The sequence below is a fragment of the Hylemonella gracilis ATCC 19624 genome (assembly GCF_000211835.1).
GTDB classification, from domain to species: domain Bacteria; phylum Pseudomonadota; class Gammaproteobacteria; order Burkholderiales; family Burkholderiaceae_C; genus Hylemonella; species Hylemonella gracilis.
On the sequence record NZ_AEGR01000029.1, the window covers coordinates 15,834 to 42,243 of the forward strand.

The following is a 26,410-nucleotide window of genomic DNA, read 5'->3' on the forward strand; positions in this document are numbered from 1 at the left end:
TCAGCGCGCCTGCTTGAGCGCGCGCACGCGCAGCAGGTTGCGCAGGGAGGCTTCGATGGCCGCCGCCGTGGCGACAGGCTGCTCCATGGGGAAGAGGTGCGAACCATCGAGCATCATGATGCGGCCCTTGGTCACCTTCTCCGTCATGGCCATGCCGACCTGACGCATCTCCGCCGAATGCCGCCCACCAATGAAGGCCACCGGGCATTTGAGCGGATGGCGCTTGAGCAGGCTGTCCAGGTGGTGGGGCAGGGTGTTGTAGATCGCGGTTTCCACTTCACGGCGGAAGCTCAGCACGCGCACCTTGCCAGTGGGGCCGTCTTCATCGTGCATGCCGTGCTGCACGTAGTCGCGCAGCACCTCGGGTTGCCAGTGCGCGAACGCTTTCTTGTGTTGGAAGTGCTCGTAAGCCGCGTCGGCGTCGGGCCAGTTGTCGCGCCGCTTGCGGCTGATGGCGCCCGGCGAGATGGCGCCGATCAACTGGGTGTGCTTGACCACGCCCACGCTCGCCGCGCGCCAGCCGCCCAGGATGGGCGAGTCGATCAGCAGCACACCCAGGGCCAGTTCAGGGTGGCGCGCCGCCGCCATCAGGCTCAGGAAACCGCCCAGTGAATGGCCGACCAGGAAGGCGGGCTCGCCATGTTTTTGCTGTTCTTCGCTGGCGAAGTCCGCCAGTTGCTGCACCAGGTGCGGCCAGTTGCTGGTGACGGGGTAGCGCGGATCGTGGCCAAATTTCTCCACCGCGCTGACCCGAAAGCCGCGCTGGCGCAGGTCCTCAAGCAGCTGGCGATAGGTGCCCGCTGGAAACCCGTTGCCGTGCGAGAAGACGATGGGCGGAAGGTTCTGTTTCATGAATGGGCCAGCTTCTTGAGCGCGTAGAGCGCGTCCAGCGCGTCGCGCGGACTCAGGGTGTCGGGGTCGATCTCGGCCAGCCGCGCCTCGACCGCGCTGGGGACGGCCAACTCAGGTTCTGGCGGCGCCGCGAACAGGTCCACCTGCGCGCGCGACTGACTGGCGGATTGCTCCAGGGCTTCCAGCGCATGTTGCGCGTGGCGCAGCACGGCGGCGGGCATGCCGGCCAAGCGCGCCACCTGGATGCCATAGCTGCGGCTGGCCGGGCCGCTCTGAATCTCGTGCAGGAAGACGATGCCATGGCCGCCCTTGCCCGAGGGGCCGGTGGTTTCGGCCGCGCTGACGTGCACGTTCACCGCAGCGCGGTGCTGGCTGGGGAACTCGGTCAGCTCGAAATAATGGGTGGCGAAGAGCGTGAAGGCTTGCGTCTTGTCGTGCAACTGGCTGGCAATGGCGCCTGCAAGGGCCAGGCCGTCGAAGGTGCTGGTGCCGCGCCCGATCTCGTCCATCAGCACCAGGGAATGCGGCGTGGCGGCATGCAGGATCTGCGCGGCCTCGGTCATCTCCAGCATGAAGGTCGATTGCGCGTTGGCCAAGTCGTCCGCCGCGCCGATGCGGGTGTGAATGGCATCGATCGGCCCCAGCCGGCATGACGCGGCGGGCACGTAGCTGCCCATGGACGCCAGCAGCACGATGAGCGCCACCTGCCGCATGTAGGTCGACTTACCGCCCATGTTCGGTCCGGTGATGATCTGCATGCGCTGGCGTGGTCCGAGCTGGGTGTCGTTGGCGATGAAACTGCCCCCGCTGTTCTCCGCCAGCCTGGCCTCGACCACTGGGTGCCGTCCCGCCTCGATGGCGATGCAGGGTTCGGCGACGAAGACCGGCGCGTTCCAGCCCAGCGTGAGTGAGCGCTCGGCCAGCGCGCACAGCGCATCCAGCGCGGCCAGGGCGCGGGCATGGCGCGTGAGCGTGGGCAGAAAGTCGTCCAGTTGCTCCAGCAATTGCTCGTACAGCCATTTCTCGCGGGCCAGGGCGCGTTCTTGCGCGGACAGGGCCTTGTCCTCGAAGGTCTTGAGTTCGGGGGTGATGTAGCGCTCGGCGTTCTTGAGCGTCTGGCGGCGCCGGTAATCCTCGGGCACCTTGTCCAGGTTGCTGCTGGTGACTTCGATGTAGAAGCCGTGCACCTTGTTGTACTGCACCCGCAGGTTGCCGATCCCGGTGCGGGCGCGTTCGCGCGCCTCCATGTCCAGCAGGAAGCCGTCGCTGTGGGTCTGGATGGCGCGCAGCTCGTCCAGTTCGGCGTCGAAGCCATCGTTGATCACACCGCCGTCGCGCACCAGGGCGGCCGGTTCCGCCAGCAGGGCGCGCGTCAGCAAGTCACCGCAACCGGGGGGCGGTTGCAGGTCCCGCGCCAGCTCGGCCAGCAAGTCAGCGCGGGCCTCGGGCACGCGCAGGCTGTCGGCCAGCAGGGGTGAGAGCGTGGCCGTTCTCACCAAGGTCTGCGCCAGCCCGGTCAATTCACGCGGCCGCACCTGGCGCAGCGCGATGCGCGCGACGATGCGTTCCACGTCGCTGCTGCCCTTGATCTGTTCGCGCAGCCTCTGCCAGGGGCCTCCATGGGCGCTGCCGCCCGGCGCACCCGCGCGCAGCAGCGTGATGGCCGCGATGCGGGCCGTCGCCACCGCGCGGTCGCGTGGCGGCTCCAGCAGCCAACGCTTGAGCAGGCGGCTGCCCATGCCGGTCATGCAGGTGTCGAGCAAGGAGAACAGCGTGGGCGAGTCCTCGCCGCGCAGGGTCTGCACCAGCTCCAGGTTGCGGCGCGTGGTCTGCGGCAGGTCAATCTGCTCATCCTGGCGTTGCACGCGCAGGCCATGCACATGGCTGAGGGCGCGGCCCTGGGTGTGTTCGGCATAGGCCAGCAGGGCGGCGGCGGCGGCGTGCGCCAGGGGGCAGTCCTGCGCGCTCCAGGCTTGCAGGCTGGCGGTCTGCAGCAGGGTCTGCAGCCGCTCGCGCCCCAGCGTGGCGTCGAACTGCCATTCCGGGCGAATCGACAGGGGCGCGGACAGGCTCCCCTGTTGGAGCGCCTGCAGGCGCTGTTCGAAGGCGGGCGACACGCCCGCGCTGTAGATGAGCTCACCGGGCGCGATGCGCAGCAGCCACTCGGCCACATCGTCGGCGTCGCACTCCGCCAGGTGCACCTCGCCTTGGGTGACGCTGAGCCAGGCCAGTCCGACGCTGTTGCGCGGACCTTGGTGCAAGGCCAGCAGCAGGGATTCGCTTTTTTCACTGAGCAGGGCGCTGTCGGTCAAGGTGCCTGGGGTGACCACGCGCACCACCTTGCGTTCGACCGGCCCCTTGGCGGTGGCCACGTCACCCACTTGCTCGCAAATGGCGACGGATTCTCCCAGCTTGATCAGGCGCGCCAGGTAGGTTTCCACCGAATGAAATGGCACCCCGGCCATGACCACCGGCTGACCCGCGGACTGGCCGCGTTGGGTCAAGGTGATGTCGAGCAGCCGTGCCGCTTTTTCAGCGTCCTCATAAAACAGTTCGTAGAAGTCCCCCATGCGGTAGAACAGCAGCGTGCCCGGGTACCCGGCCTTCAGGCTCAGGTACTGCTGCATCATGGGAGTGTGGGCTGAAAGGGTGGTCGCGTCGGGGGAGGCTGAGGGCATACGGGCGGGAGTCTATCAACAGGGCCATCGATTACCATCTGGTCACATAATGAAACAAAAAAGCCGGGAACTCCGCATCCACAAGGCTTGGTGACTACAGCAATCAGGGATTTCATGACAGCTTTCAACGACGGCAAGGCGCGTGACCCGGGCGGTGGCCCGAGCGATGAGGAACGCATGGCGCAACACAGCCTGTTTCAGGCTGTTTTTGATGGAAGTCCAGGTGCCGCCGTCTTGATCCGGCACAAGGACGGTTGCTTGGTCCGCGCGAACCAGGGATGGCTGGCGCTGACGGGATACAGCCTTGAGGAGGTGCAGGGGCGCACCTTGGTGGAACTGGGCTGCTGGGTTGACCCTCAAGAGGGCCAGGACTGCTGGGCTCAGATTGGCGTGCACGGTCGCCTGAAGGCCCGCGAAGTTCGGGTCTGGTTCAAGGATCACGGACGCGGGCCACGCCGGGTGCGGATCAACGCTTCCTCGCTGGACGGGCTCCGGGCCTCCGACGGGCGGCACGTCCTGCTCTCCATGGAAGACATCACCGCCGTGCGCGACACCGGGGGCACCTCGCCCTCAGGTGTGGTGGCGCAGAACCTCGCGAATGACCGTCTGGCGGCACAGCTGGACCTGTATGCGCTGACCGAGGAGCTGGCCCGGGTAGGGCACTGGAGCAGCGACGGCAAGAGTGTGTATTTCTCTCCGGGCTTGCAGAAGATGTCGGGTGCGCAGACCCCCGCGATGCTGACGGTCGAGGAGGCCCGACGCCGCATTCACCCCGAGGATTTGCAAATCTACTTGGAGGCGCGCGAGGCCATGGATGGGCGCGTGTTCGAGTACCGGATCATGGGGCCGGAGGGTGGCGTGAGCTGGCGCCGCGCGCGCATCCACCGCCATTGCAACAGCGATGGCAGCTTCCTGGATTTTGGCGTCATCCTCGACGTGACGGCCGAGACCGAGGCCGCCCTCGTGCTGCGCGAACAGCTCGCCTTCATCGAGAAGATCACCAGCCACGTGCCGCTGATGCTCTTCCTGTACGAGCGGCGCGGCGATGGCACCGAAGTCTTTCCCTTTCTCAGCCCCGGTGTGCGAAAGTTGTTCGGCGTGGAGGCCGAGGAGGCTCGGCGCGATGCGTCACTGCTGTTCAATCGCCTGCATCCCGAGGACCGCGACGGCGTGCGCCACAGCATGGACGCCGCCCATTTCGACGGGGGCATCTGGTCGCATGAGTTCCGCATCATCGGTGAGGACGGATGGGAGCGTTGGCTGCTGGGCCACGCCATCAACCGCCTGGAGGGGGACCACCTTGTCGCCTACGGCTCTGTCTCGGACATCACCGACCGCAAGCTGGCCGAGCAGCGCCTGCAGGACAGCGAAGCTCGCTTCCGTAGCCTGACCGATCTGTCCTCAGACTGGTATTGGGAGACGGACGAGCAACTGCGCTTCATCCATTTCGTGGGCTATCAGCAGAACAAGATCCTGCGCAGCGAAGCCGAAATCCTGGGCAAGACCCGCTGGGAAATCGGTGCCCTCAACATGAGCGAGGAAGACTGGGCGGTTCATCGCCAAGTACTGGAGTCGCGCCAGCCCTTCCGTGACTTGGAGCTGCTGCGCATGGGCGCCCATCGCCAGCAGTACTGGGTGTCCATCAGCGGTGCGCCGATCTTCGACGCGCGTCAACGCTTCCGTGGTTATCGAGGCATTGGGCGCGACATCAGCGACCGCAAGCGTGCCGAGGGGGAGACCCAGCGCTTGGCGTTCTACGACACGCTGACGGGTTTGCCCAACCGCCGCCTGCTGCTCGATCGTCTGGCCCAAGCCCAAGCCGCCTGCGCGCGCACCAAGCGGCATGGCGCGCTCTTCTTCCTGGACCTGGACAACTTCAAGGACCTCAACGACACGCTAGGCCATGACGTGGGCGACCTGCTGCTCAAGCAGGTCGCGCAGCGACTGCTGAGCTGTCTGCGCGAGAGCGACACCGCGGCGCGCCTGGGGGGCGATGAGTTCGTCGTCATGCTGCTGGAATTGGACGAAGACGAGAACGAGGCAGCGGCGCATGCCGAGCGCGTCGGAGAGAAAATCCTCAAGCGGCTGAACGCGCCCTATGAGCTGGCGGGGCGGGAGCACAACAGCTCTCCCAGCATCGGCCTCACGGTGTTCAGTGGCGGCGCCCAGGGCGTGGACGAACTGCTCAAGCGCGCCGACCTGGCCATGTACCAGGCCAAGGCGGCGGGACGCAACACGCTGCGCTTCTTCGACCCGCAAATGCAGGCCGCCGTGCTGGCACGCGCCGCGCTGGACGCGGACATGCGTCAGGCGGTGCAGAATCAGGAACTGCTGTTGCACTACCAGCCCGTGGTCGACGCGGCCGGCGGTGTGCGTGGATACGAAGCCTTGCTGCGCTGGAATCACCCTCGGCGGGGCGTGCTGGCGCCCGGCAGCTTCATTGGCCTGGCCGAGCAGAGTGGCCTGATCCTGCCAATTGGGCAGTGGGTGCTGCGCGCCGCTTGTCACCAGCTCGTGACGTGGAGCCGGGGCCTGGACACCCAGGGGCTGAGTCTCGCCGTCAACGTCAGCGCGCGTCAGTTCCGCCAACGTGATTTCGTGGATCAGGTGCTGGCGGTGATCGACGAGACCGGCGTCAATCCGCAGCGTTTGCGGCTGGAGCTGACCGAGAGCCTGCTCATCTCGGAGGTGGAAGATGCCATCCGCAAGATGGCCGAGCTGCGCGCGCGCGGTGTGCGCTTCTCCCTGGACGACTTTGGCACGGGCTATTCATCACTCAATTACCTCAAGCGACTGCCCCTGGATGCTCTCAAGATCGACCGCAGTTTCGTCAGTGACGTGCTCACCGATCCCAACGATGCCGTCATCGTGCGCACCATTCTGGCCCTGGCGCAGAGCATGGGCTTGCAGACCGTGGCCGAGGGCGTCGAAACCGAGGGCCAGCGCGATTTTCTGCGGGACAATGGCTGTACCCTGTTTCAAGGGTATTTGTTCGGCCGGCCAGGACTGCTGGGGCATTGACGCGACGCGCGAGCGACACAGGGGCTTGCCGTGAACACGAGGGATGCCGGGCCTGCCGCACATGGGCCCGTGTCGGGTTGGGCGCGGGATCGCCCGCGAGGTCTGCTCTCTCCTGCACAAGAACACGCTGTGAATACGCTGAAGGCGCCGCACATTCTGGTGGTCGATGACGATCCCGCCATCACCGAGATGGTGGGGCACTACCTCTCCGAGCATGATTTCAGGGTCAGCGCCGCGCGCAATGGCGCCGAGATGCACCAGGTACTGCGCCAGTCGACGGTCCAACTCGTCCTGATGGATTTGCGCCTCAATGGAGAGAGTGGCCTGAACCTCGCGCGTGAGCTGCGTGAGCGACGGGCGCTGCCGGTGATCATCCTCACCGGCCGGTCTGAGGAGGCGGATCGGGTCATGGGTCTGGAACTTGCCGCCGATGACTACGTGGTCAAGCCCTTCAGCTTGAGAGAGTTGCTGGCGCGCATCCGCGCGGTGTTGCGACGCTACGCATCAGCGGTTTTCGAAACCGGGTCGATCACCATCGAGCCGGCTTCCGGGGTTCGTGCCTACCGTTTTGAAGGCTGGGAGTTGAATCTGCGACTGCGTCGCCTGCGCGCGCCGGACGCGCGCGAGATTGAACTCAGCTTGGGTGAATTCAGCTTGCTGCACGCCCTGTGCCGGGCTCCTGGCCGGGTGCTCAGCCGGGATCAGTTGCTGGAGATGACGCGCCGCGACGCGGGCGCCGTGTACGACCGCGCCATCGACGTGCAAATCCTGAGGCTGCGACGCAAGATCGAGTTGGACGCCTCGACGCCTCGCTACATCCGCACCGAACGCGGCGCGGGGTATGTTTTCGACACGTCGGTCGAACCCGTGACGTGAGCAACGCGCATGTTTCAGCTGCAACACGGACTGCTCGGCTGAAATTGCGTTGAAATCAAGCAGCTTGCTGCCTGCGTTTCAATGCGGCGCGGACACACCGCAGTCCCAGGGAGCCATGTTCGAAATGCTGGAATGGGTGATCGTCATCGAATTCGATCCACTGGTGCGTGCTTTGCTGGTCGAATGGCTGGAGGAAATCCGTCCAGGCGTGCTGTCCTTTGACGGTCGGCAAGTCTTGCCAGCCGTTGGCGCTAGCCTGGTTGTCGTTGACCTGGGCAACGACAGGCGCCAGGGCGCGGACAACATCCGCCGCCTGCGCACGCTGTACCCCGGGGTTCCTCTGCTGGGACTCTCCACTCAGGCGCGCGAGGGGATCGCTGCGGGCGGTGAAGCGGCACGCAGACTCGGCGTGGACATGCTCTTGCCCAAGCCCTGCGAGCGCGAACTGCTGCTGCAGGCCGCTCGGACGCTGATGGCGGTGACCTAAGGCCTGCTCATACTCATTACCCGAGATGCGTTGCGGATCAAAAAGGCCATGCGCGAGGCGCGAAACGCGGCCGGGGTCACCCGCCGGCAAGGCTTCGCCACACCGCGCATGGCCTTTGGGACGCAACCCGTTCGCACTCGCGCAATGAGTGTGAACAGGACTTAGGCTCCGTCGAGATCGCCATGCAGAACCGCACTTCCCTGATGCGATACGCGGTCATCCTCGCGGGCGTGGCCTTCACGCTGGTATTCGCCGGTTCCTCGGCCTATGACGCCTGGTACCAGCGCGACCAGATCTACCAGGCCTCGGAGCGCGAGCTCGGTAACTTCTCCCGGCTCTTGGCCGTGGAAACCGAGCGCAGCCTGCAGACCGTCAACGTGCTCCTGCGTGACACGGCCTGGTGGTACCAGCAGCAGGGTCACCGCTTGCCCGACGTGGACATCAACCGCACGCTGACCACCTTGTCCGAACTCGTACCTCAGGTGGCGATGCTGAATTTGATCGATGCGGGCGGCGCGCAGCGCTACCGCTCCTCGCCCCTGAGCACCCGGCCCGCCGACTTCACGCAGCGCCCGTACTTCCAAGTTCACCGGGACAACGAGGACGCGGGCCTCTACATCAACGCGCCCCTCTTTTCGCAGGCCATTGGCCGCATGGGCCTGGTGATGTCACGCCGCGTCAACGACGCGCAAGGTCGTTTCGCGGGCGTTGTGTCGGCGACCGTGCGACTTGACCAGCTCTGCGCGACCTATGACAGCATCGATTTCGGCAGCCAGACGGAGATGCACGTCACCTTCCTCGATGGCACGCCACTCATCACCCCGAGCCAGCGCAGCGACGGGCCGCTCAGCTTGCCGCCAACGCCAGTTCAAACCGGGCTAGATGGACTGGTGCCGCCTGACGACGGAGGGTTGCACTTGCGGCGGTTGAACGATGGACGACCCCGGGTGGTCGCCGCCGCGCGCGTGCCAGGCCATCCTCTGGTCATCTATTTATCGCGCGACGAGGCAGAGATCCTGCGGGGCTGGCACACCGAAACGCAGCACATGCTCGTGCGAACGCTGATTCTGGCGGTGTGCGTGCTGATCTCGGTCTTGCTGGCCTTGCGCCAGTTGCGCAAGCTGGACCAGCACGAGCAGGCACTGTCCTTGAGCGAGCAGCGCTACGCGCTGGTCATGGAGGCGGCCAACGAAGGTCATGCGGAATGGGATTTGCAGCAAGACACGATCTACCTGTCCCCGCGCTGGCGCGAGATGCACTTCCTCGCGGATGGCGACGATCTTTCCTTCGAGCAGTTCCGCGCGATGACACGCGTCCATCCCGATGACCGAGACGTGCTCATCGCGGCCATGCAAACGCATTTGCGAGGGGATGCCCGCTTCTTCGAGGCGGAGTACCGGGTCAAGGACGGCCAGGGCGATTGGCATTGGATCCACGCTCGCGGTTGCGTGCATGGCGATGCGATTCAAGATTGCTTCCGTTTCTACTGGACGACTCGGGACGTCAGTCATCGCAAGGCGGCCGAGGTGGAAAAGCGCCAGCTGGAAGCCAAGCTGTTGCGAGCCCGCCACCTGGAGTCGCTGGGAACCATGGCAGGCGGCATCGCCCATGATTTCAACAACATCCTGGGCGCCATCCTGGGTTACGGCGAGATGGCACAGCGCCTTGCCGAGCCAGAAAGCACGCAGGCTCGCTACTTGGATCGCGTGATGCAAGCAGGGCAGCGGGCCAAGGCCTTGGTTCGGCGCATCATCGATTTCAGCCGCAGCGGGTACGGAGAAAAAACGCGGGTTGCCGTTCAGCCCCTGGTGGAAGAAGCGATGACCTTGCTGGCACCGACGCTGCCCGAGGGCGTCGAGCTGCGGCCTCGCCTGTCGGCCCCTCGGGCGGCCATCTTGGGCGAGGTGTCCCAGCTGCACCAGATCGTGATGAACTTGTGCACCAATGCCATCGCGGCCATTGATGGCCAGGGCACCGTGACGGTCTCGCTGTCGCAACAGCACATTCAGACGGACACGCATTGTTGTCATGGCGTTCTGAAGATCGGCGACTATGTCCGACTCCAAGTGCAGGATACCGGTCGAGGCATGGAGGCCCAAACCCTGGATCGGGCCTTTGATCCCTTCTTCACCACCCGACCCGTGGGCGAGGGGGCTGGGCTGGGCCTGTCCGTGGTGCACGGCATCGTCGCGGAGCTGGGCGGCACGATCGACGTCGTCTCGGAGTTGGGCCGAGGCTCGACCTTCACCATCTGGCTACCCTCGCAAGGAGAGCTGGATGCCGTGCCGCAAGAGCCTCCACCCCCGCCGCCGATGGGGCGGGGTGAAACGCTCATGGTGGTGGACGACGAGCCGGCCTTGGTCGAGTTGCTCGAGGACTCGCTCGCGGCGCTGGGGTACGAGGCCGTGGGTTACACCTCCAGCACCAAGGCCTTGCAGGCCTTCCAGGCCGATGCCGACCGCTTCGACTTGGTCCTGACCGATCAGCAACTGCCCGAGTTGAGTGGTGCCGAGCTCATAGCGCGTCTCAGGGTCTTGCGGCCCCTGCTGCCCGTCGTCTTGATGACGGGCCATGGCGGCGCGGGTCTGGAGCCGCGCATCCAGTCCGTCAACATCGATGCCGTGCTGCACAAGCCCGTCTCGGCGCGGGACATCGCGGTCTGCATCGCCCGGGTGCTGAAGTCCGCGAGCGATCGTCGGGCTCGCGTCGACACGGTGTGGGCGCCACATGAAGGTGACGGCGCCCACACCTCCGACCCCGGCGAGGCGCGCTGAATCGCCCGCCCCAGCTCCCCAGCACGCCCGCCAGACACCCGTTGTTTGCAATAACCCACCACCCGGTCGAGCACGGATCTTGAACGTGATGGCTCGACCCTGGGTCGAGGCCGTAGCTCGTTTGTCAACGTGCCTGTTACGACTTTGTTGCACTTCTCTCGGCCGCCTGGCCCCGCGCTGTGTTGCGGTTGAAATTCGTAACACCCGATCTGAAATCGTGCACCAACACAGTCCTTCCACAGTGGCAGGGGCACAAGCTCGGCGTGCGCTGCGTCTTGTTCGATAAGCCGTCAGCTCGATCGTGCGGAGTGTTCCAACGGAGGTTATTCATCTCTATTCCAAATTGGAATTGAAAGCATTCGAACTTTTCACTTCTCATACGCGACGCGCAAATCTAGACTCGGCGCGCTCCTGCTTCAAGGTAGGCACGGGGTGTCACGGCGCGTCACATGCTCTGTGCATGCGCCCGCCGATCCGAGTCCGATGCACTGGCAGATTTCAGACGGTTGCGGCCGGGACGCCGCTGTCCGTGAAGGTTGAGAAACCCATTCGCACATCGGTACCGGCAATGAATTCCATTGGTTTTCCCAGGCGGCCCAACGTTGAATTCCGCCACCTGCGTGTTTTTGCGGAAGTGGTACGGCATGGAGGATTCACGCGCGCGGCGGAAGTCATCCACGCCACGCAATCGACGGTCAGCAAGGTCATCAGTCAACTTGAGAACGAAGTCGGCAAGCCCTTGCTGAGACGCCACCGGCGTGGCATCGAGCTGACCCGCGTCGGGGAAATCGTCTACCGCCGTGCCCAGGTCATGTTGGCGCAGCGCGAACTGCTCGCGGACGAACTGCACGCCTTGGCGGGCAGCCCATACGTCACCCTCAAACTGGGGTTTTCGCGCATGGAGACCAGCACCTTCTTTGGTCGGGCGCTGGCGGAGTTCCGCCGTCGTTATCCCGATGTGGAAATTTCCATCGCCGTCGAATCGGAAAGCCAGATCGTGCGTCGCTTGCTGAAGGGGGATTTGGACCTTGCGGGGCTGGTGTCGCCTCGTGACCCAGGGCTGGAAGTGCTGGAGTTGCAGCGTGAGCCGGTCTACGTGGTGGTGTCGCGCGAGAATCCGCTGGCCCTGCGTACCCGTGTCGGCATAGCTGACCTCAAGGATCAGCAACTCGTGCTGTTCGAGGAGAAATGTCAACTCAATGAGATGGTGGTGGGTGCCCTGGCCCAGGCCGGCATTCTGGCGCCCGTGGCGATCAAGACCTCGCAGGTCGGCCTCATCCATGAGCTGGTGGCCGAGAACATCGGCATAGGCTTCTTGCCTCGGGCACTGGCGCTCAACCGCCTGCATCCCATGGTGGTCGCCTTGCCGCTCGAGGGTTTCCAGCCTCAGTGGATCTATACCTTGGCTTGGGCCCGGGCGGCGCGTCTCTCTCCCACGGCACGCACCTGGATCGCGGTGGCCCGGTCCGTGCATGCCTTTGCCGAGCTGGCGGGGGACTTGAAATGACGGTTTTGGGTTTCCATTCCCGCATCGCATGCCCCGCATGCCGATTCTTCATTTCCCCCCCGCAGAACCCGGACCTAGACTCCACCCAAACATCGAAGGAAAGACAGGGGGGAGGGGAGGACTGCGTCGTGGGCGACGGTATCCGCCCATTCAGCGAACGATGCACAGGCCTTTTCACAACGGGGAGCGTGCTGGCATGAACCACGCACGCGAGCGCATGCCCCTCAACGCGAGTGCCCAGCGAAGCCGCATCGAATGGATCGTGGCGGGCCTGCTGGTCTTGCTCAGCATCCTGCTGTGCGTTTTTTCGGTGCTGAGCGAGCGAAATCTGGTCCACTCCCTGGCTTCTGAACGCCTGACCGGACAGGCCCTCGCGATCGAAGGGGGGCTTCTGAGGCGCATGAAGAGTGCCCGCGCGACGCTGTTCCAAATTCGCGAGGCGTGGCAATCCTCTGACCGCGCGGCCAGCACGGTCTTGCTCACCGCATTCAGTTCCCTGGTGCATGGCGTGCGGCGCGCCGTGATCATGGATCGAGAGGGAAAGGTCCTGCTCAGCGGCGGCCGCATGGCCCCCTCAAGGATCTCAGAGGCCGATGACCTGCGGGGCTTGGCGGACATGAAGGATGCTGACACGGTCTACACGCGGGTGCTGACGGACTCCCAGACTGGCGGGGGCACGCTGAGGCTGATCCTGCCCATCTTGGATGCGTGGGGGCGGCCGCGGCATTTCGTCGTGGCTGAACTGAGCGCGGACTACTTCAACATGCTCCAACGCATGGCGCTGGAGACCGACGACACCTGGAGTTCCCTCAGCATGGCCGACGGCACCTTGCTTGGCTTGCTCGCCAGCGATCCGCGGACCGCGCAAGCCGCGGCGACCTGGCGCTTGGACACGACCGCGTCGGCCGTGCGCAGCAGCCCCGTGCCCGGGGTGCATATCGTTGACGTCGCTGGACAGCCGCGCCGTTTGCTGGTGCGGCGTACCGTGGGCTCAAGAGAGCTGATGCTCGACCAGCCCTTGGTTTTGACTTTGAGCCGTGAACTCAGTCCCTTGGATGGCCCTTGGCAACGATTGGCGACCGTGTACGCCATCACTCTGGCGGTGCTCATTTTGGCGGGCTGCGGCATGCTGCGCCTGGCGCAAATCCGGCGCGCGCGTTGGGATGGGCTGATGCACGCCCAGGACCACGAGCGCATCGAACACTTGCAGCGCATGGAACTGGCGTTGGAGGGGGCGGTTCTCGGCCTGTGGGAGCTTTCCATTCCCGACGATCACATGCGGGTCGACGCCCGCGCGGCGGCCATCCAGGGGTACCAGTTTGGTGAGATCGAGGCGCGCGGGTTCGACTGGCGCGCCGACCTCCACCCCGACGATGCGGACTTTTTCCTTCAGCAGTTTGCCCAGCACTTGGGGGGCAACACTTCAAAGTTCGAGGTGGAATGTCGTCTGCGCCGCAAGGACGGGGGCTGGGTCTGGGTGCAGTGTCTCGGCCGCGTGATCCAGCGCGACGCTTCCGGACAACCGCTGCACGTCCTGGGCACGCGCATGGACATCAGCGCACGCAAGCAGCACGAGACTGAAATCGAGCGCCTGGCCTTCTATGACAGCCTGACCGGTCTGCCCAATCGGCGCTTGTTGCACGAGCGGCTCGACCGTGGCTTGGTGGCCAGCGAGGAACGCGGGCAGATCGGCGCCATTGTTCTCATCGATCTGGATAACTTCAAAAGTCTCAATGACACCTTGGGACACGATCTGGGTGATCAGCTGCTGGTCTCTGTCTCCGCGCGCTTGCGCCAGATCGTGCGGGCCCAGGACACGGTGGCCCGGCTTGGGGGTGACGAGTTTGTCTTGTTGCTGGAGTCGCTGGGCGGCAGCTGGGCTGAAGCCCGCCGCAACGCGGAGACCTTGGGGCGCAATCTGCTGCAGCGACTGTCCCATCCCTACCATCTCGCGGACAGGCAGATCTACAGCACGCCCAGCCTGGGCATCACGCTGTTCGCGGGCGGGTCCAGCAAGCTGGACGATTTGCTGAGGCAAGCCGACATGGCGATGTACGAAGCCAAGGCCCAGGGGCGAAACACCCTCAGCTTCTTCGAGCCTGAGATGCAGGCCCACACCAGCGCGAACGCCCAACTGCAGTCCGATCTGCACCGGGCGCTGGAGCGTTGCGAGCTGCTGCTGCATTACCAGCCCATCCTGGATCGCAAGCGCCGCATCATCGGCGTCGAGTCCCTGGTGCGTTGGCAGCATCCCGAGATGGGCATGGTGTCGCCAGCCCGGTTCATTCCCGTGGCCGAGCAGTGCGGCCTGATCCTGCCGCTGGGTGATTGGGTGCTGGAGCAGACCTGCCGCCAGTTGGTGGCCTGGGCGGCCCATGCGTCCACGGCCGAATTGTTCGCTGCGGTGAACATCAGCGCCCGTCAGCTGAGCCAGCCTGACTTCGTGGTGAAGGTTCTCGAGACGGTGCGCCGCACCGGTGCTTCTCCGAGTCGGCTCAAGCTGGAGCTGACCGAGAGCATGTTCTTGCTCGACGTGGAAGGTGTGATTGAAAAGATGGCCGCGCTCAAGAGGCATGGCATCGGCTTCTCGCTCGACGACTTCGGAACCGGTTATTCGTCCTTGTGCTATCTGCAACGTCTGCCTTTGGATCGGCTCAAGATCGACAAATCCTTCGTGAGTGACCTGCCGGACAATGCGAACAGCGCGGCGATTGGCGCCGCCATCATTGGCCTGGCCCACAACTTGGGGCTGCAGGTGATCGCCGAAGGGGTCGAGAACCAGGAGCAGTGGCAATTCCTGCTGGAGGGGCAGTGCGATGCCTTCCAGGGGTATCTGTTCGCCCCCCCATTGCCCGTGGAAGAGCTGGATCGGCGGCTATCGCTCGGCTCAGATCAGAACGCGCTGGATGTTTCCGCATAAAGATTGAGGTGCATTGACAGGGGCATGTCCCTGAGCTGCAATGAAGTGGCGCTTTACCTCCGGTTTCGCGGAGGGCGGCGAACTCAGGGGGCGCCTTCATGAGCAACTTCAAGATCTCGACCCGGCTGCTGATTTTGCTGGCCGTGTTGTCCGCGTTGTTGGCTTTGATTGGGGCCCTCGGGCTGTACGGTTTGAATCGAACGAGTGACGGACTGAGGACGGTCTACGAAGACCGAACCGTTCCGGTCTTCCAGTTGGCCCGGATCGATGCCTTGATGCAGCGCAACCGAACGCTCGTTCTGATGACCGTGATGTCCCGTGACGCGGACAGCGTCCGAACCAACTCCGAGTCCATCGAGTCGAACATCGCGACCATCACCAAGAGTTGGCAGCAGTACATGGCGACCATGCTGACCGAGGAAGAGTCCCAGGTGGCCAAGCGTTTCGCCGAGGTTCGCGGTCGTTATGTCGCGGAGGGCTTGCGGCCCTCCATCGCCGCCATGCGCGCGGGGGATTTCACGCAGCTGGAGTCCTTGGTGAAGGACAAGGTCTTGCCGCTGTATGAGCAGGCCAATCAGCAGTCGCAGCAATTGATCAACATCCAGTTGGACGTGGCCAAGGAGGAATATGAGGCGGCGGTGGCGCGTTATAGAACCATTTCCACGACGGCTGTCCTCGTCATCGTGCTGGGCATCGCCTTTGCATGGCTGTTCGGAATCACGCTGATCCGCAGCATCGCGCGTGCCTTGAACCAGGCGGTCACGCTCTCGGAGGCGGTGGCCCAAGGCGACCTGACCCGGGAGGTTCACGTCCGGGGGCGCGACGAAGTCGCCCGGGTTTTGCAATCCCTGGATGTCATGCAGCGTAACCTCGCCAATTTGGTCGTGCGTGTGCGTGATGGCAGCGAAAGGGTCTCCATGGCGAGCGCCGAAATCGCGCAGGGGAATCAGAACCTGAGTTCGCGCACCGAGAGCCAAGCCAGCGCCTTGGAGGAGACCGCGGCCTCGATGGAGGAGCTTTCCTCCACCGTGACGCAGAACGCCGACAACTCTCGTCAGGCGAATCAGCTCGCGCAGAAGGCCTCGTCCGTCGCCGTTCAGGGTGGAGAGGTGGTCACGCAGGTGGTGGAGACCATGAAGGGCATCAGCGAGGCGAGCAAGAAAATCTCCGACATCATCAGCGTGATCGATGGCATCGCTTTTCAAACCAACATCCTCGCGCTGAACGCGGCCGTGGAAGCGGCCCGCGCAGGTGAACAGGGCCGCGGTTTCGCGGTGGTGGCCAGCGAGGTGCGCAATTTGGCGGGGCGCAGCGCGGAGGCGGCGAAGGAGATCAAAGCCTTGATTTCCGACAGCGTGAACCGCGTGGACGCGGGCGCCGCTTTGGTGGATCAGGCGGGCAGCACCATGCAAGAGGTGGTCACCAGCATCCGTCGCGTGACCGATTTGATGGGTGACATCAGTGCGGCCGGCACCGAGCAAAGCCAGGGGATGGCGCAGATTGGCGAGGCTGTGCAGCAGATGGACCAAGTCACCCAGCAGAACGCGGCGCTGGTGGAGCAAATGGCGGCTGCCGCCAACAGCCTCAAGAGTCAGGCCCAAGAGTTGGTGGACTCGGCGGCCATCTTCAAGACCGGGTCACAGGACTGGGCGCCGGGCGCCCCAGGCTCTGGCGGCTCTCTGACACACGAAACCGTCGCGCAAGGCGTTTCATCGCAGCGTTTGGGTCTTCACCCGAGAGCGCCGACGAGGTCTTTGACGGCATCGATGCGCTAAAGCGGTGCTCGCCGTCCCCGCTGTCCCCGCGATGGATGGAGGCGCCCGCCGACAGCGGCGAGCCTTGTCTTGGGCATTCAGACGGCTGGACGCGACAGCTTGAGCTTCTCGGCGTTTTGCCGCGCCAGCGACTTTTCCTCGGCGCCCGCGAACTTGCTGTACTTGTTGAGCAGCGGCACCATCTGGCCATAAATACGCGGGTTGGCGGCCAAGCATTCCTTGTGCTCCAGGAAATCCGGTTCGCCAGTGAAGTTGCCCACCAGACCTCCGGCCTCGGTGACAAGCAGCGAGCCCGCGGCCACGTCCCAGGGCGAGAGACCGGTTTCAAAGAAGCCATCGGTGCGGCCCGCAGCCACGTAGGCGAGGTCCAAGGCGGCCGCGCCCGGACGGCGCAGGCCCGCGCAGCGCTGCATGATGTCGCTCATCATCGCCAGGTAGCTGGGGAAGTCGTCGCCCTTGCGGAAGGGGAATCCGGTCGCGATCAGGCTCTGTTCCATCTGGGTGCGTTTGCTCACGCGGATGCGACGCTCGTTCAGGAACGCGCCGCGTCCCTTGGTGGCGGTGAACAGGTCGTTGCGCGTGGGGTCGTAGACCACGGCTTGCTCGACCTTGCCCTTGACCGCCAACGCGATGCTGACGCAATAGACCGGGAAGCCGTGGATGAAGTTGGTCGTGCCGTCCAGCGGGTCGATGATCCAGACGAAATCCGAATCCTGCGCGCCTTTTGTGCGGCCCGACTCCTCGGCCAGGATGGCGTGGCCGGGGTAGGCGGTCAGCAGTGTCTCGATGATGGCTTCCTCGCTCGCATGGTCCACCTCGGTCACGAAATCGTTGACCTGCTTCTGCGAGACCCGCACGGACTCAACATCCAGGGCGGCGCGGTTGATGATGGCGCCAGCGGCGCGTGCGGCCTTGATGGCCACGTTGAGCATGGGGTGCAGGGTGGACGACATGGATTGTGGGGAGGAGCGTGACGGCGGCTGTGCCGGGAGGGCTTGGCGATGCAAGCCTGTGAGGGGCGGTATTCTACTTTGCCAGCCAGTGGCGTGCTTGGCCGGGGCTCCTGGCACGCGCAAGCCGTGGCCCTGGGGCCGGGGCGCTCATGCGGGAGCGGTCTGCTGCGCAGACTGCGCATCGTCAGGGGCATGACCACCTGTCCGGCATAACTCGCTGCGCGCCTGCGGCGCTACGCTCAGACAGGATGCCGGAAGCCAGATGAACGATGCGCCGCTCACTGCGTGTAGCGGCGCGGCGGCAGTCATGCCCCTGACGATGCCGCTCCCAAAATCGCGCCCCGGCCCCAGGGCCACGGCTTGCGCTTGGCAAAAGTGTCGGCGCACACAGGGTGGCATGCTGACACAGTGCCCATGCGGGAGTCGGGTGTGGCGGCCCAGGCGCGATTTCGGGGTGATGGCGTTGACGGACGGGTATCAGGCCGCAGCGTTACGCTACACGCAGTGAGCGTAACGCTTCGTTTCTGATCTCCGGCATCGTGTTTGAACGGAGCGCCAGGGGCGCGCAGTGAGTTATGCCGGAGCGGCTGATACTCGTCCGTCAACGCGCAGTCGGCTGCAAGCCGACCATCACCCATGAGCGCCTGGGTCGCCACACACGGCTCCCGCGACGCCTCCCATGCTGACATCCTGTTCCAGTCATTCCAGGCCAGCGACAATCGGCGCCATGACTGTGCCTTTCCGAACTCGCTTCATCCTCATCGAACCCAGCCACGCCGGCAATGTGGGCGCGGCCGCCCGGGCCATCAAGACCATGGGCTTCGAAGAACTGGTGCTGGTGCGCCCGCGCTGGGCCAATGTGCTGCGGCGACAGGAAACGATCGAGCGCGCCAGCGGCGCCAACGACGTGCTGAACCGGGCCCGCATCGTCGAGACTCTGGACGAAGCCCTGGACGGCATGACCCACCTTTGTGCCACGGCCATGACGCCGCGCGACTTCGGCCCGCCCACGCGCGCGCCGAGAGAACATTTCGCGCAGTTCGTGGCCGCGGCGCCGACAGAAGAGAGCCAAGGCATCGCTTTTCTCTTCGGGTCTGAACGCTACGGCATGAAGAATGAGGACGTGTACCGCGCCCATGTCTGCCTGAGCATTCCGACCCATCCGCGGTTCGGCTCGCTCAACCTCGCCGCCGCGCTGCAGGTCATTGCCTACGAATGGCGACAGGCGCTCTCGGCCCGCTTCGGTGGCTTTGAGATCGCGCCCGCCACGGCGCCATCCGTGCTGGCTGACGCACCGCAGATCGCTGGCCTGCTGACCCATTTGGAGCAGGCGCTGGTTGCGGTGGATTTCCTCGACCCGGCCGCGCCCAAGAAGCTGATGCCGCGTCTGAATGCCTTGTTCAATCGAGCCCAGCTCACGCAGGAGGAAGTCCATATTCTCAGAGGTGTCGCCAAGGCCATGCTCGAAACCGCCGCCCGGGCCAAGGGATAATTCCTCCCCCGCATAAGCAAAGAAGAATTCCTCATGTTTGCCCGCCTGCGTTCCGACATCCAGTGCATTCTCGAGCGAGACCCCGCCGCGCGCAGCGCCTGGGAGGTGCTGACCTGCTACCCCGGCCTGCATGCGCTGATGTTCCACCGCTGGGCGCATGCGTGCTGGACCCACGGGTTCAAGTGGCTGGGGCGCTTCATTTCCCACTGCAGCCGCTGGCTCACGGGCATCGAGATCCATCCTGGCGCGACGATTGGTGAGCGCGTGTTCATCGACCACGGCATGGGCGTGGTGATCGGCGAAATGGCGGAAATCGGTGACGGCTGCACGATCTACCAGGGCGTGACCCTGGGCGGCACTTCGCTGGTCAAGGGCGCCAAGCGCCACCCGACGCTGGAGGCTGGCGTCATCGTCGGCGCTAACGCCTGTGTGCTCGGTGGCTTCACGGTCGGCGCGGGTGCGCGCATCGGTTCGCTGGCCGTGGTGACCAAGCCCGTGCCGGCCGGCGCCACCGCCGTGGGCAATCCGGCACGCATCATCGAAGCGCAGGGCGATGCCAAGCGCGAGGAGGCTGCGTCGCGCATGGGTTTCTCCGCCTACGGCGTCACGAACAACGATGATCCGCTGTCGCAGGCCTTGCGCGGGCTGATCGACAACGCGGCCGGTCAGGACCATCAGATCGCTCTGCTCTGGCAGGCGATCGAGAAAGTGTCGGCTGGACAGAAGGCTCGGGATTGCGTGCCCGACGATGCCGCGCGTGAGGAATGCTTCGAGCGCGAGAAGCTGAGTCAGTTGGTGGGTAAGTAAGAGAGCGATACGTCTGGGTCGTCGGGTCCGCCCGCTTTGGTGACAGGCAATCCAGCGCCGTTGGCGTAGCCCGAGGACGCGGTGTGATTGCTCCGCGGCTGTCCTCCTTCAAAGACCTCCCGGTCTTTGAATTCCCCCTTGATGCAGCTGCGCAATCACCCCGCGCCCTCGGGCAGCGGCGTTCTAGCGCCCTTGTGATCCCACTCCCACTTCTTTTCTGAGGCTCGGTGATCCAGCCCTGCTGGCGGAGCCTGAGTGCTTGGGGTGAATGCGGAGCGAAGTAAAGCAGGAGCCCAAGCGTCGCTTGGGCGGGGGACATGATGAGTGCAGTCTTTGCCCCAAGCACTCAGGCGGTGAGGCAATGGTGAAGTGCCAAGCGCTCTTGCCTCACCTCTTGCGAGGCAGCCGGGCTGCCAGCACATTCAGCGCCAACCCGCCGATGACCAATGCGGTCGCCGCCAGTTTCCAGCTCTGCAGTTCCTCACCCAACAGCAGGCTGGACGCACCCATGCCGAAGATGGGGACCAGCAAGGCCATCGGCGTGACGGTGGCGGCCGGGTGGCGCGCCAGCAGCCAGCCCCAGGCGCCATATCCGAACAAGGTGTTGCCTGCGGCTTGCCACAGAACCGCCCCCCAGGCCGCCAGGCTGATGTGGGGCAGCGTTGCGGCCAACTGTGCGGGGCCTTCAATCCACAGTGCGCAGAGCAGCAAGGGCGGCATGGCGAAGAGGCTGCTCCACACCATGAAGCCCAGCATGTCCACCTTGCCGATGCTGCGCGAGATCAGGTTGGCGCAGGCCCAGGACAGCGCTCCTCCAAGAGCCAGCGTCAGACCCAAGGGCGTCACGTCCGCATGGCTCTGGTCGAAACTCCGCCAGCCGATGAGCACGAACCCCAGGGTCGCGATGGCCAGCGCCGCCAGCTGGGGCAAGGCCATGCGCTCGTGCTGAAGCACGGCCACCAGGAGCAGGGTCAAGAATACCTGCGACTGCATGAGCAGGGAAGCCAGGCCCGGCGAGAGGTCCTGCCGCATGGCCAGGAAGAGCAGGGCGAATTGCAGGCCCATGAACAGGCCGTAGCCAATCAGGTGCCGCCACGCCACGGCGGGCCGCCGTACGAAGAGCAAGAGCGGCAGTGAGCTGAGCGCGAAACGCAGCGTCGCGAACAGCAGCGGAGGCATCTCACCCAGCCCGACCTTGATGACGACGAAGTTGGTGCCCCAGACCGCAACCACGGCGAGGGCGAGCAGGAGATGGGAGAGCGGCAAGTTCAGGCGGGCGGTGGAGACGCGGGTGGCGGGCTAGCGTCCAGGCCCGCCGCTTCAGTTCAGCGTCGATTGTGCCACCCAGGCGTAGAGCGGGATGCCCAGCAGGATGTTGAGCGGAAAGGTCACGCCCAGTGACATGCCGAAGTACAACGCGGGTTGGGCTTCGGGGATGGCATGCCGCAAGGCCGCGGGAACGGCGATGTAAGACGCGCTGGCCGCGAGCACCATCAGCAGGATCGCGTCCCCGGTCGGTACGTTGAGCCAGCGGGCCAGCAGCAGGGCCAAAGCCGCATGGGCAAGGGGCGCCAGCACCGCGTAGCCGAGCAGCCAAGGCGACTGGCGTGGCAGCTGCCGCAGGTTGCGGGCGGTCAGCAGGCCCATGTCCAGCAGGAAGAAGGCCAGCATGCCCTTGAACAGATCACCCGAGAAGGGTTGCATCGCCACCTTCCCGGCTTCGCCCGACAGCATGCCAATCACCATGGCGCCCAAGAGCAGCAGCTGGGCTCCATCGGTCAGTGATTCGCGCAGCATCGGGCCAATGCCCACCCCCACGTTGGCCGGTGCGCTGCCGGGCGACAAGGTCGCGCCGGCCTGCCGCCGGTGGGCGTTGGCCAACAGCACCGCCAGCACGATGGCGGGTGATTCCATCAGCGCCATGGCGGCGGCCATGTAGCCGCCATAGGCGATCTGCTGGTTGTCGAGGAACTGGGTCGCTGTGACGAAGGTGACCGCGCTGACCGAACCGTAGGTGGCCGCGAGCGCCGCGGCGTCGAAGGGCGAGACCAGCTGCCGCAGCAGGCGGTAGCCCAGCAGCGGCACGGTCACGGCCAGCAGCAGGGCGCAGCCCAGACTGATGGCGACCTCGCTGGTCAGGCCAGAGCGCGAGAGCGCGAAGCCGCCCTTGAGGCCCAACGCCATCAGCAGGTAGAGCGACAGGAAGCGGGAGATCGGCGCGGGGATTTCGAGGTTGGATTTCAGTGCGCCGGCCAGCATGCCGAACACGAAGAAGAGGATGGCGGGGTCAAGCAGGTTCTGCATCGGTTCACTCCAGAGACACCGATGATGCGAGGGACCATCTCAAAAGTAAAATCGATATTCAGGCTTTGATGCATAGAGATTTATCTATGAATGTGACTTTCCGTCAGCTGCGGCTCTTTCTCGCCTTGGCCGAGACCGGCAGCGTCAGTGGCGCCGCCCGCGCCATGCACGTGACCCAGCCCACGGCTTCCATGCAACTGCGCGAGGTCAGCGAGGCCGTGGGACTGCCGCTCTACGAAGTGGTGGCGCGCCGCGTGCACCTGACCGAGGCCGGTCTGGAGTTGGTGCGCACGGCACGCCGCATGGCCAGTGAGTGGGACGCTTTTGGACAGACCATCGACGGCTTCAAGGGTTTGACGCGCGGCCGGCTCAAGGTCGCGGTGGTCAGCACCGCCAAGTACTTTGTTCCGCGTCTGCTTGGGCATTTCTGCAGCCGTCATCCCGAGGTGGAGGTTGCGTTGGAGGTGCTCAACCGCGATGGTGTCGTGGGGCGCTTGCGCGAGAACCTGGACGACCTCTACATCATGTCCCGCCCGCCCGCTGAACTGGATCTAGAGGATCAGGTATTCCTGCCCAACCCCTTGGTATTGATCGCCAGCACCACCCATCCGCTCGCGCGCAAGCCAGGGCTGCAGTTGCAGGACGTGCGTGGCACCCGCTTCATCCTGCGCGAACAGGGCTCGGGCACGCGGCTGGCCACCGATGCGCATTTCCGCAAACAGCGTTTTGCACCCGAGCTAAGGATGGAACTGGGCAGCAACGAGGCCGTGCGCGAGGCCGTGGCGGGTGGGCTGGGCCTGGCGGTGATTTCGGTGCACGCTCTTGCGCCCCGGCCGGGCACGCAAGGCGTGGCCGTGCTGGACGTGGCGGGGTTTCCCATCGCATCGCAGTGGCACATCGTCTACCCCAAGGGCAAGCGCATGACGCCGATCGCGGAGGTGTTTCGTCAGCAACTGCTGGCTCAGGCCGGGCAACTGGTCCCGCAAAGCCAGGCCGCGCGTTGAGGGCGGCGAAGACGCGATGCGTCCCGCCGCGCTCAGGCTCAGACGGGGGGACGAATCGCCGATTTGGGTCGGAACGACTTGCAGACCTCGTCCCGGGTTTCCAGGTAGGGGCCGCCGATCAGGTCCACGCAGTAGGGCACGGCGGCGAAGATGCCTGGCACGATCGACTTGCCTTCCGAGTCCTTCAAACCCTCCAGCGTTTCCTGGATGGCCTTCGGTTGACCCGGCAGGTTGATGATCAGGCTCTTGCCCCGGATCACGGCGACCTGACGCGACAAGATGGCGGTGGGCACGAAGCGCAGGCTGATCTGGCGCATCTGTTCGCCGAAGCCCGGCATTTCCTTGTGCGCGACGGCCAGCGTGGCTTCGGGGGTCACGTCGCGTGGCGCGGGCCCCGTCCCGCCGGTGGTCAGCACCAGCGAACAACCGGCATCCACCAGCTCGATCAAGGCCGCGCTGATCTGCGCTGCTTCGTCGGGGATCAGGCGTGACTTGAAGGTGATGGGGTTCTTCAGCGCGCGCGTGAGCCAGTCGCGCAGCGCGGGCAGGCCCTGGTCCTCGTACACCCCGCTGGAGGCACGGTCGCTGATGGAGACGATGCCGATCCGCACCGGGTCAGCGGAGCTGGCCGAGATGATCGTGGAGGAGTTGGGGGCGATCTCACTCATCGTCGGGCGTCTCGTCCGGGGCTGGGTCCGCCGACGCCACCGCGCCTGCCAGTTGCGCGCGCAGCAGCTGGAACAGCTCGCGGTAGGCGCGGCCCTGGCGCGGCGCCTTGCCTTGGGAGATGGCCGCCGGGTCTGCGGGCACGGCGTCCTTGCGGGCTTGGCGCACCAGCGCACGCAGCTGCTGACTGTCGGTGTCTGGGAAATCGCTCATCCACCGCGCAAGCGCCGCGTCGTCGGCGATCAGCTGTTCGCGCCACTGCTCGGCGGTGTGCAGCAGGGCGGTTTCCTGGGCGGAGGGCAGATGCTGCTCGGTCAGGGCGGCGCGGGCCGCTTCGAGCGTCTCAGGCGGCAGCTGGCGCATCAGCTTGCCAACAAATTGGCTCTGGCGGCGGCGGCCTTCGAAATTCGTGATGCGTTGCAGCTCGGTCAGCGCGTCCAGCAGCTTGTCGGGCAGGTCCAGCCGGTTCAAGAGGTCGGCGCGCAGCGTGAGCAGGGCTTCGCCGAGTTTCTGCAGTTCCGTGCTTTCGCGCTTGAGGTCGGTCCGGCTGACGTCGACATCGCCCTTGAGTTCGCGTTTGAGTTCCAGGTCCAGTTCGCTGCCTTCCGCGACGAACTGGCCTTTGACGTAATAACCTTTGGTGGGCTTGCGGGACATAGCCCGGAATCATAGCCGCGCCCAACCGAGGCCCCCAAGCCAGGCCTCGGGCGCCGACACCTTGCCCTGCTTCCTTCTGACGGTCACTTCCCTGCGGGGCCGACCCGTTGCCTGCATTCAGCAAGGCCAGGGGTGCCGGACGCTTGACGGCTTTGTGATTTATATTTAACCTTTAGGTAAATTAGCCAAATGGTTAATTAATTAGACAAGGTGCAAAACTCATGTCTGACGGACTCAGCCAGACCTTCTCCGCGCTCGCGGACCCGACTCGCCGGGCCATCCTGGCGCAGCTCGCGCGTGGGGACGCGAACGTCTCCGATCTCGCGCAACCGTTCATTAGCGACATGAGCCTGCCCGCCGTGACCAAGCACCTCAAGGTGCTGGAGCGCGCTGGCCTGGTGCGCAAGACCCGCGCCGCGCAATGGCGCACCTGCTCTTTGAATCCGCAGCCCCTGAAGGAAGCGACCGACTGGATCGAGGAATACCGCCGCATGTGGGAGGCCAGCCTGGACCGCTTGGGCGACTACCTACAGGAACTGCAGGCATCTCAACCCCTGGCCTCGGAATCGCAAAAGCCCGGCCAGGCCCCCCAACTCCAAGCCAAACCCAAAAGAAAAGGAAAACGCCATGCAGGCAAAGCCCAATGAAATCCGCATCGTCCGTGTCTATGACGCGCCCGTCGCACTGGTCTGGGATGCCTGGACCGATCCCCAGCATGTGGCGCGATGGTGGGGGCCGCGTGGCTTCACCCTGACCACGCACCACAAGGACTTCCGTGTCGGTGGTCATTGGCGCTACACCATGCACGGTCCCGATGGCAAGGATTGGCCGAACTACACGCGCTACCTCGAGATCGTGCCCCACGCGAAGATGGTCTACGACCACGGCGCGAGCGACGAGAACGGGCCACCGCTGTTTCGCGTCACGGTCACTTTCTCCGAGGTGCAAGGCCAAGCACAGCCTAAAACGCAGATGGACATGACGATGGCGCTGGCCACGGCGGAGGCCGCCGCGCAGACGCGGCAGTTCATCAAGCAGGCTGGCGGCAATTCGACCTGGGACCGGCTGGCCGAGTACCTGGCCGAATATCCTGGCGATGGTCAGGGGCGTCGTGGCAAGCGGGCCTTTTTCATTCATCGCTCGTTCAACGCACCCATCACTCGTGTCTTCGAGATGTGGAGCAATCCCCAGCACCTTGCGAAGTGGATGGCCCCGAAGGGCGGGAACATGACGATGCGCGGTGAAATCGCGCCGGGCAAGAGCCTGTATTCCACGATGAAGGGTGAGCATGGGACGATGCACGGCCGCGCGACCTACCGCGAGGTCTCTCCCCCGGTCATGTCAGAGGTCCATGCAGCGCAAGCGCGCATCGTCTACGAGCAGCAATTTACCGATGAACAAGGCCAGGTCGCGCGGCATCCCCTGGCGCCGACCTGGCCGGAGACCCTGCTCACCACTGTGACCTTCTCGGAAGAGTGGTTGAACGAGACCCGCGTGACCATCGAATGGGAGCCGCTGAACGCCAGCGAGGTCGAGATCCAGACCTTCGTCGACGCGCGTTCCGGCATGACCGGGGGCTGGACGGCCTCGCTCGACCGCCTTGAAGAGGCCCTGCTGGCTTGAAGGGGCCTTGGGCG

19 protein-coding genes are annotated in these 26,410 nt (G+C 64.9%); 12 read left to right on the plus strand and 7 right to left on the minus strand.

Features of this window, described 5'->3' with window-relative positions; translation table 11 throughout:
• Together HGR_RS02140 and mutS are read right to left on the minus strand one after the other, a co-directional pair.
• Window positions 1-852 carry an alpha/beta fold hydrolase gene (locus HGR_RS02140; RefSeq protein WP_006296420.1) on the minus strand — a complete coding sequence of 284 codons (852 nt, stop codon included), beginning with the start codon at window positions 850-852 and terminating at the stop codon, window positions 1-3.
• Complete coding sequence (gene mutS, locus HGR_RS02145; protein ID WP_406564749.1) at window positions 849-3,479, minus strand: DNA mismatch repair protein MutS; 2,631 nt, start codon at window positions 3,477-3,479, stop codon at window positions 849-851. The genes HGR_RS02140 and mutS overlap by 4 nt, the downstream gene beginning before the upstream one ends.
• A gap of 165 nt (window positions 3,480-3,644) precedes the next feature.
• On the opposite strand from mutS, the gene HGR_RS16685 reads away from it, so the two are divergent.
• From HGR_RS16685 to HGR_RS17935, 7 genes are all read left to right on the plus strand, one after another.
• On the plus strand, window positions 3,645-6,551 hold the full coding sequence (locus HGR_RS16685; RefSeq protein ID WP_006296422.1) for a sensor domain-containing protein: 2,907 nt from the start codon (window positions 3,645-3,647) through the stop codon (window positions 6,549-6,551).
• A 129-nt stretch (window positions 6,552-6,680) separates the two neighbouring features.
• Window positions 6,681-7,427 carry a response regulator transcription factor gene (locus HGR_RS02155; RefSeq protein ID WP_006296423.1) on the plus strand — a complete coding sequence of 249 codons (747 nt, stop codon included), beginning with the start codon at window positions 6,681-6,683 and terminating at the stop codon, window positions 7,425-7,427.
• A gap of 115 nt (window positions 7,428-7,542) precedes the next feature.
• A complete protein-coding gene (locus HGR_RS02160; protein ID WP_006296424.1) occupies window positions 7,543-7,914 on the plus strand; it encodes a DNA-binding transcriptional response regulator in 372 nt (123 codons plus the stop codon).
• A gap of 182 nt (window positions 7,915-8,096) precedes the next feature.
• The gene (locus HGR_RS16690) at window positions 8,097-10,688 is read left to right on the plus strand and encodes an ATP-binding protein (protein WP_006296425.1); all 2,592 of its coding nucleotides are present in this window, start codon (window positions 8,097-8,099) and stop codon (window positions 10,686-10,688) included.
• Window positions 10,689-11,256: 568 nt separating this feature from the next.
• Window positions 11,257-12,195 carry a LysR family transcriptional regulator gene (locus HGR_RS02170; RefSeq protein ID WP_006296426.1) on the plus strand — a complete coding sequence of 313 codons (939 nt, stop codon included), beginning with the start codon at window positions 11,257-11,259 and terminating at the stop codon, window positions 12,193-12,195.
• 196 nt (window positions 12,196-12,391) lie between these two features.
• The gene (locus HGR_RS16695) at window positions 12,392-15,115 is read left to right on the plus strand and encodes a bifunctional diguanylate cyclase/phosphodiesterase (RefSeq protein ID WP_006296427.1); all 2,724 of its coding nucleotides are present in this window, start codon (window positions 12,392-12,394) and stop codon (window positions 15,113-15,115) included.
• A gap of 98 nt (window positions 15,116-15,213) precedes the next feature.
• Window positions 15,214-16,890 carry a methyl-accepting chemotaxis protein gene (locus tag HGR_RS17935; protein ID WP_006296428.1) on the plus strand — a complete coding sequence of 559 codons (1,677 nt, stop codon included), beginning with the start codon at window positions 15,214-15,216 and terminating at the stop codon, window positions 16,888-16,890.
• Between the two features lie 77 nt (window positions 16,891-16,967).
• Here the strand turns inward: HGR_RS17935 and HGR_RS02185 are convergent, their stop codons facing one another.
• The gene (locus HGR_RS02185; RefSeq protein WP_006296429.1) at window positions 16,968-17,843 is read right to left on the minus strand and encodes an inositol monophosphatase family protein; all 876 of its coding nucleotides are present in this window, start codon (window positions 17,841-17,843) and stop codon (window positions 16,968-16,970) included.
• Between the two features lie 727 nt (window positions 17,844-18,570).
• Here HGR_RS02185 and HGR_RS02190 point away from each other — a divergent pair.
• Entirely contained in the window at window positions 18,571-19,335 is a 765-nt protein-coding gene (locus HGR_RS02190; RefSeq protein WP_006296430.1) for an RNA methyltransferase, read from the plus strand.
• 33 nt (window positions 19,336-19,368) lie between these two features.
• Window positions 19,369-20,142: a serine O-acetyltransferase gene (cysE, locus tag HGR_RS02195; RefSeq protein ID WP_006296431.1), complete on the plus strand. Its 774-nt coding sequence runs from the start codon at window positions 19,369-19,371 to the stop codon at window positions 20,140-20,142.
• Between the two features lie 387 nt (window positions 20,143-20,529).
• Here the strand turns inward: cysE and HGR_RS02200 are convergent, their stop codons facing one another.
• Both HGR_RS02200 and HGR_RS02205 read right to left on the minus strand, forming a co-directional pair.
• Window positions 20,530-21,408 (minus strand): EamA family transporter, encoded by an 879-nt coding sequence (locus HGR_RS02200; RefSeq protein ID WP_006296432.1) that lies wholly within the window; start codon window positions 21,406-21,408, stop codon window positions 20,530-20,532.
• Window positions 21,409-21,462: 54 nt separating this feature from the next.
• Window positions 21,463-22,446: a sodium-dependent bicarbonate transport family permease gene (locus tag HGR_RS02205; protein WP_006296433.1), complete on the minus strand. Its 984-nt coding sequence runs from the start codon at window positions 22,444-22,446 to the stop codon at window positions 21,463-21,465.
• A gap of 86 nt (window positions 22,447-22,532) precedes the next feature.
• Here HGR_RS02205 and HGR_RS02210 point away from each other — a divergent pair, with 86 nt between their 5' ends.
• Window positions 22,533-23,450 (plus strand): LysR family transcriptional regulator, encoded by a 918-nt coding sequence (locus HGR_RS02210; RefSeq protein ID WP_006296434.1) that lies wholly within the window; start codon window positions 22,533-22,535, stop codon window positions 23,448-23,450.
• A 38-nt stretch (window positions 23,451-23,488) separates the two neighbouring features.
• Here the strand turns inward: HGR_RS02210 and mog are convergent, their stop codons facing one another.
• Together mog and yjgA are read right to left on the minus strand one after the other, a co-directional pair.
• Entirely contained in the window at window positions 23,489-24,118 is a 630-nt protein-coding gene (mog, locus tag HGR_RS02215; RefSeq protein ID WP_006296435.1) for a molybdopterin adenylyltransferase, read from the minus strand.
• Window positions 24,111-24,773, minus strand: coding sequence for a ribosome biogenesis factor YjgA (gene yjgA, locus HGR_RS02220; RefSeq protein ID WP_006296436.1), 663 nt, complete (start codon window positions 24,771-24,773; stop codon window positions 24,111-24,113). Before yjgA ends, mog begins: the two co-directional genes overlap by 8 nt.
• 221 nt (window positions 24,774-24,994) lie before the next feature.
• Here yjgA and HGR_RS02225 point away from each other — a divergent pair, with 221 nt between their 5' ends.
• A complete protein-coding gene (locus HGR_RS02225; RefSeq protein ID WP_006296437.1) occupies window positions 24,995-25,420 on the plus strand; it encodes an ArsR/SmtB family transcription factor in 426 nt (141 codons plus the stop codon).
• Window positions 25,401-26,396: an SRPBCC family protein gene (locus HGR_RS02230; protein ID WP_006296438.1), complete on the plus strand. Its 996-nt coding sequence runs from the start codon at window positions 25,401-25,403 to the stop codon at window positions 26,394-26,396. Before HGR_RS02225 ends, HGR_RS02230 begins: the two co-directional genes overlap by 20 nt.
• The last annotated feature ends 14 nt before the right edge of the window (window positions 26,397-26,410 follow it).

What these genes read in the sequence shown, in the direction of transcription:
- HGR_RS16690 (WP_006296425.1), top strand. Translation starts at nt 8,097, where the DNA reads ATGCAGAACCGCACTTCCCTGATGCGATACGCGGTCATCCTCGCGGGC.
- HGR_RS02205 (WP_006296433.1), bottom strand. Translation starts at nt 22,446, where the DNA reads ATGCAGAACCTGCTTGACCCCGCCATCCTCTTCTTCGTGTTCGGCATG.
- HGR_RS02230 (WP_006296438.1), top strand. Translation starts at nt 25,401, where the DNA reads ATGCAGGCAAAGCCCAATGAAATCCGCATCGTCCGTGTCTATGACGCG.
- cysE (WP_006296431.1), top strand. Translation starts at nt 19,369, where the DNA reads ATGTTTGCCCGCCTGCGTTCCGACATCCAGTGCATTCTCGAGCGAGAC.
- HGR_RS02170 (WP_006296426.1), top strand. Translation starts at nt 11,257, where the DNA reads ATGAATTCCATTGGTTTTCCCAGGCGGCCCAACGTTGAATTCCGCCAC.
- HGR_RS02160 (WP_006296424.1), top strand. Translation starts at nt 7,543, where the DNA reads ATGTTCGAAATGCTGGAATGGGTGATCGTCATCGAATTCGATCCACTG.
- HGR_RS02210 (WP_006296434.1), top strand. Translation starts at nt 22,533, where the DNA reads ATGAATGTGACTTTCCGTCAGCTGCGGCTCTTTCTCGCCTTGGCCGAG.
- HGR_RS02225 (WP_006296437.1), top strand. Translation starts at nt 24,995, where the DNA reads ATGTCTGACGGACTCAGCCAGACCTTCTCCGCGCTCGCGGACCCGACT.
- yjgA (WP_006296436.1), bottom strand. Translation starts at nt 24,773, where the DNA reads ATGTCCCGCAAGCCCACCAAAGGTTATTACGTCAAAGGCCAGTTCGTC.
- HGR_RS16695 (WP_006296427.1), top strand. Translation starts at nt 12,392, where the DNA reads ATGAACCACGCACGCGAGCGCATGCCCCTCAACGCGAGTGCCCAGCGA.
- HGR_RS02190 (WP_006296430.1), top strand. Translation starts at nt 18,571, where the DNA reads ATGACTGTGCCTTTCCGAACTCGCTTCATCCTCATCGAACCCAGCCAC.
- HGR_RS16685 (WP_006296422.1), top strand. Translation starts at nt 3,645, where the DNA reads ATGACAGCTTTCAACGACGGCAAGGCGCGTGACCCGGGCGGTGGCCCG.
- mutS (WP_406564749.1), bottom strand. Translation starts at nt 3,479, where the DNA reads ATGCAGCAGTACCTGAGCCTGAAGGCCGGGTACCCGGGCACGCTGCTG.
- HGR_RS02140 (WP_006296420.1), bottom strand. Translation starts at nt 852, where the DNA reads ATGAAACAGAACCTTCCGCCCATCGTCTTCTCGCACGGCAACGGGTTT.
- mog (WP_006296435.1), bottom strand. Translation starts at nt 24,118, where the DNA reads ATGAGTGAGATCGCCCCCAACTCCTCCACGATCATCTCGGCCAGCTCC.
- HGR_RS02185 (WP_006296429.1), bottom strand. Translation starts at nt 17,843, where the DNA reads ATGTCGTCCACCCTGCACCCCATGCTCAACGTGGCCATCAAGGCCGCA.
- HGR_RS17935 (WP_006296428.1), top strand. Translation starts at nt 15,214, where the DNA reads ATGAGCAACTTCAAGATCTCGACCCGGCTGCTGATTTTGCTGGCCGTG.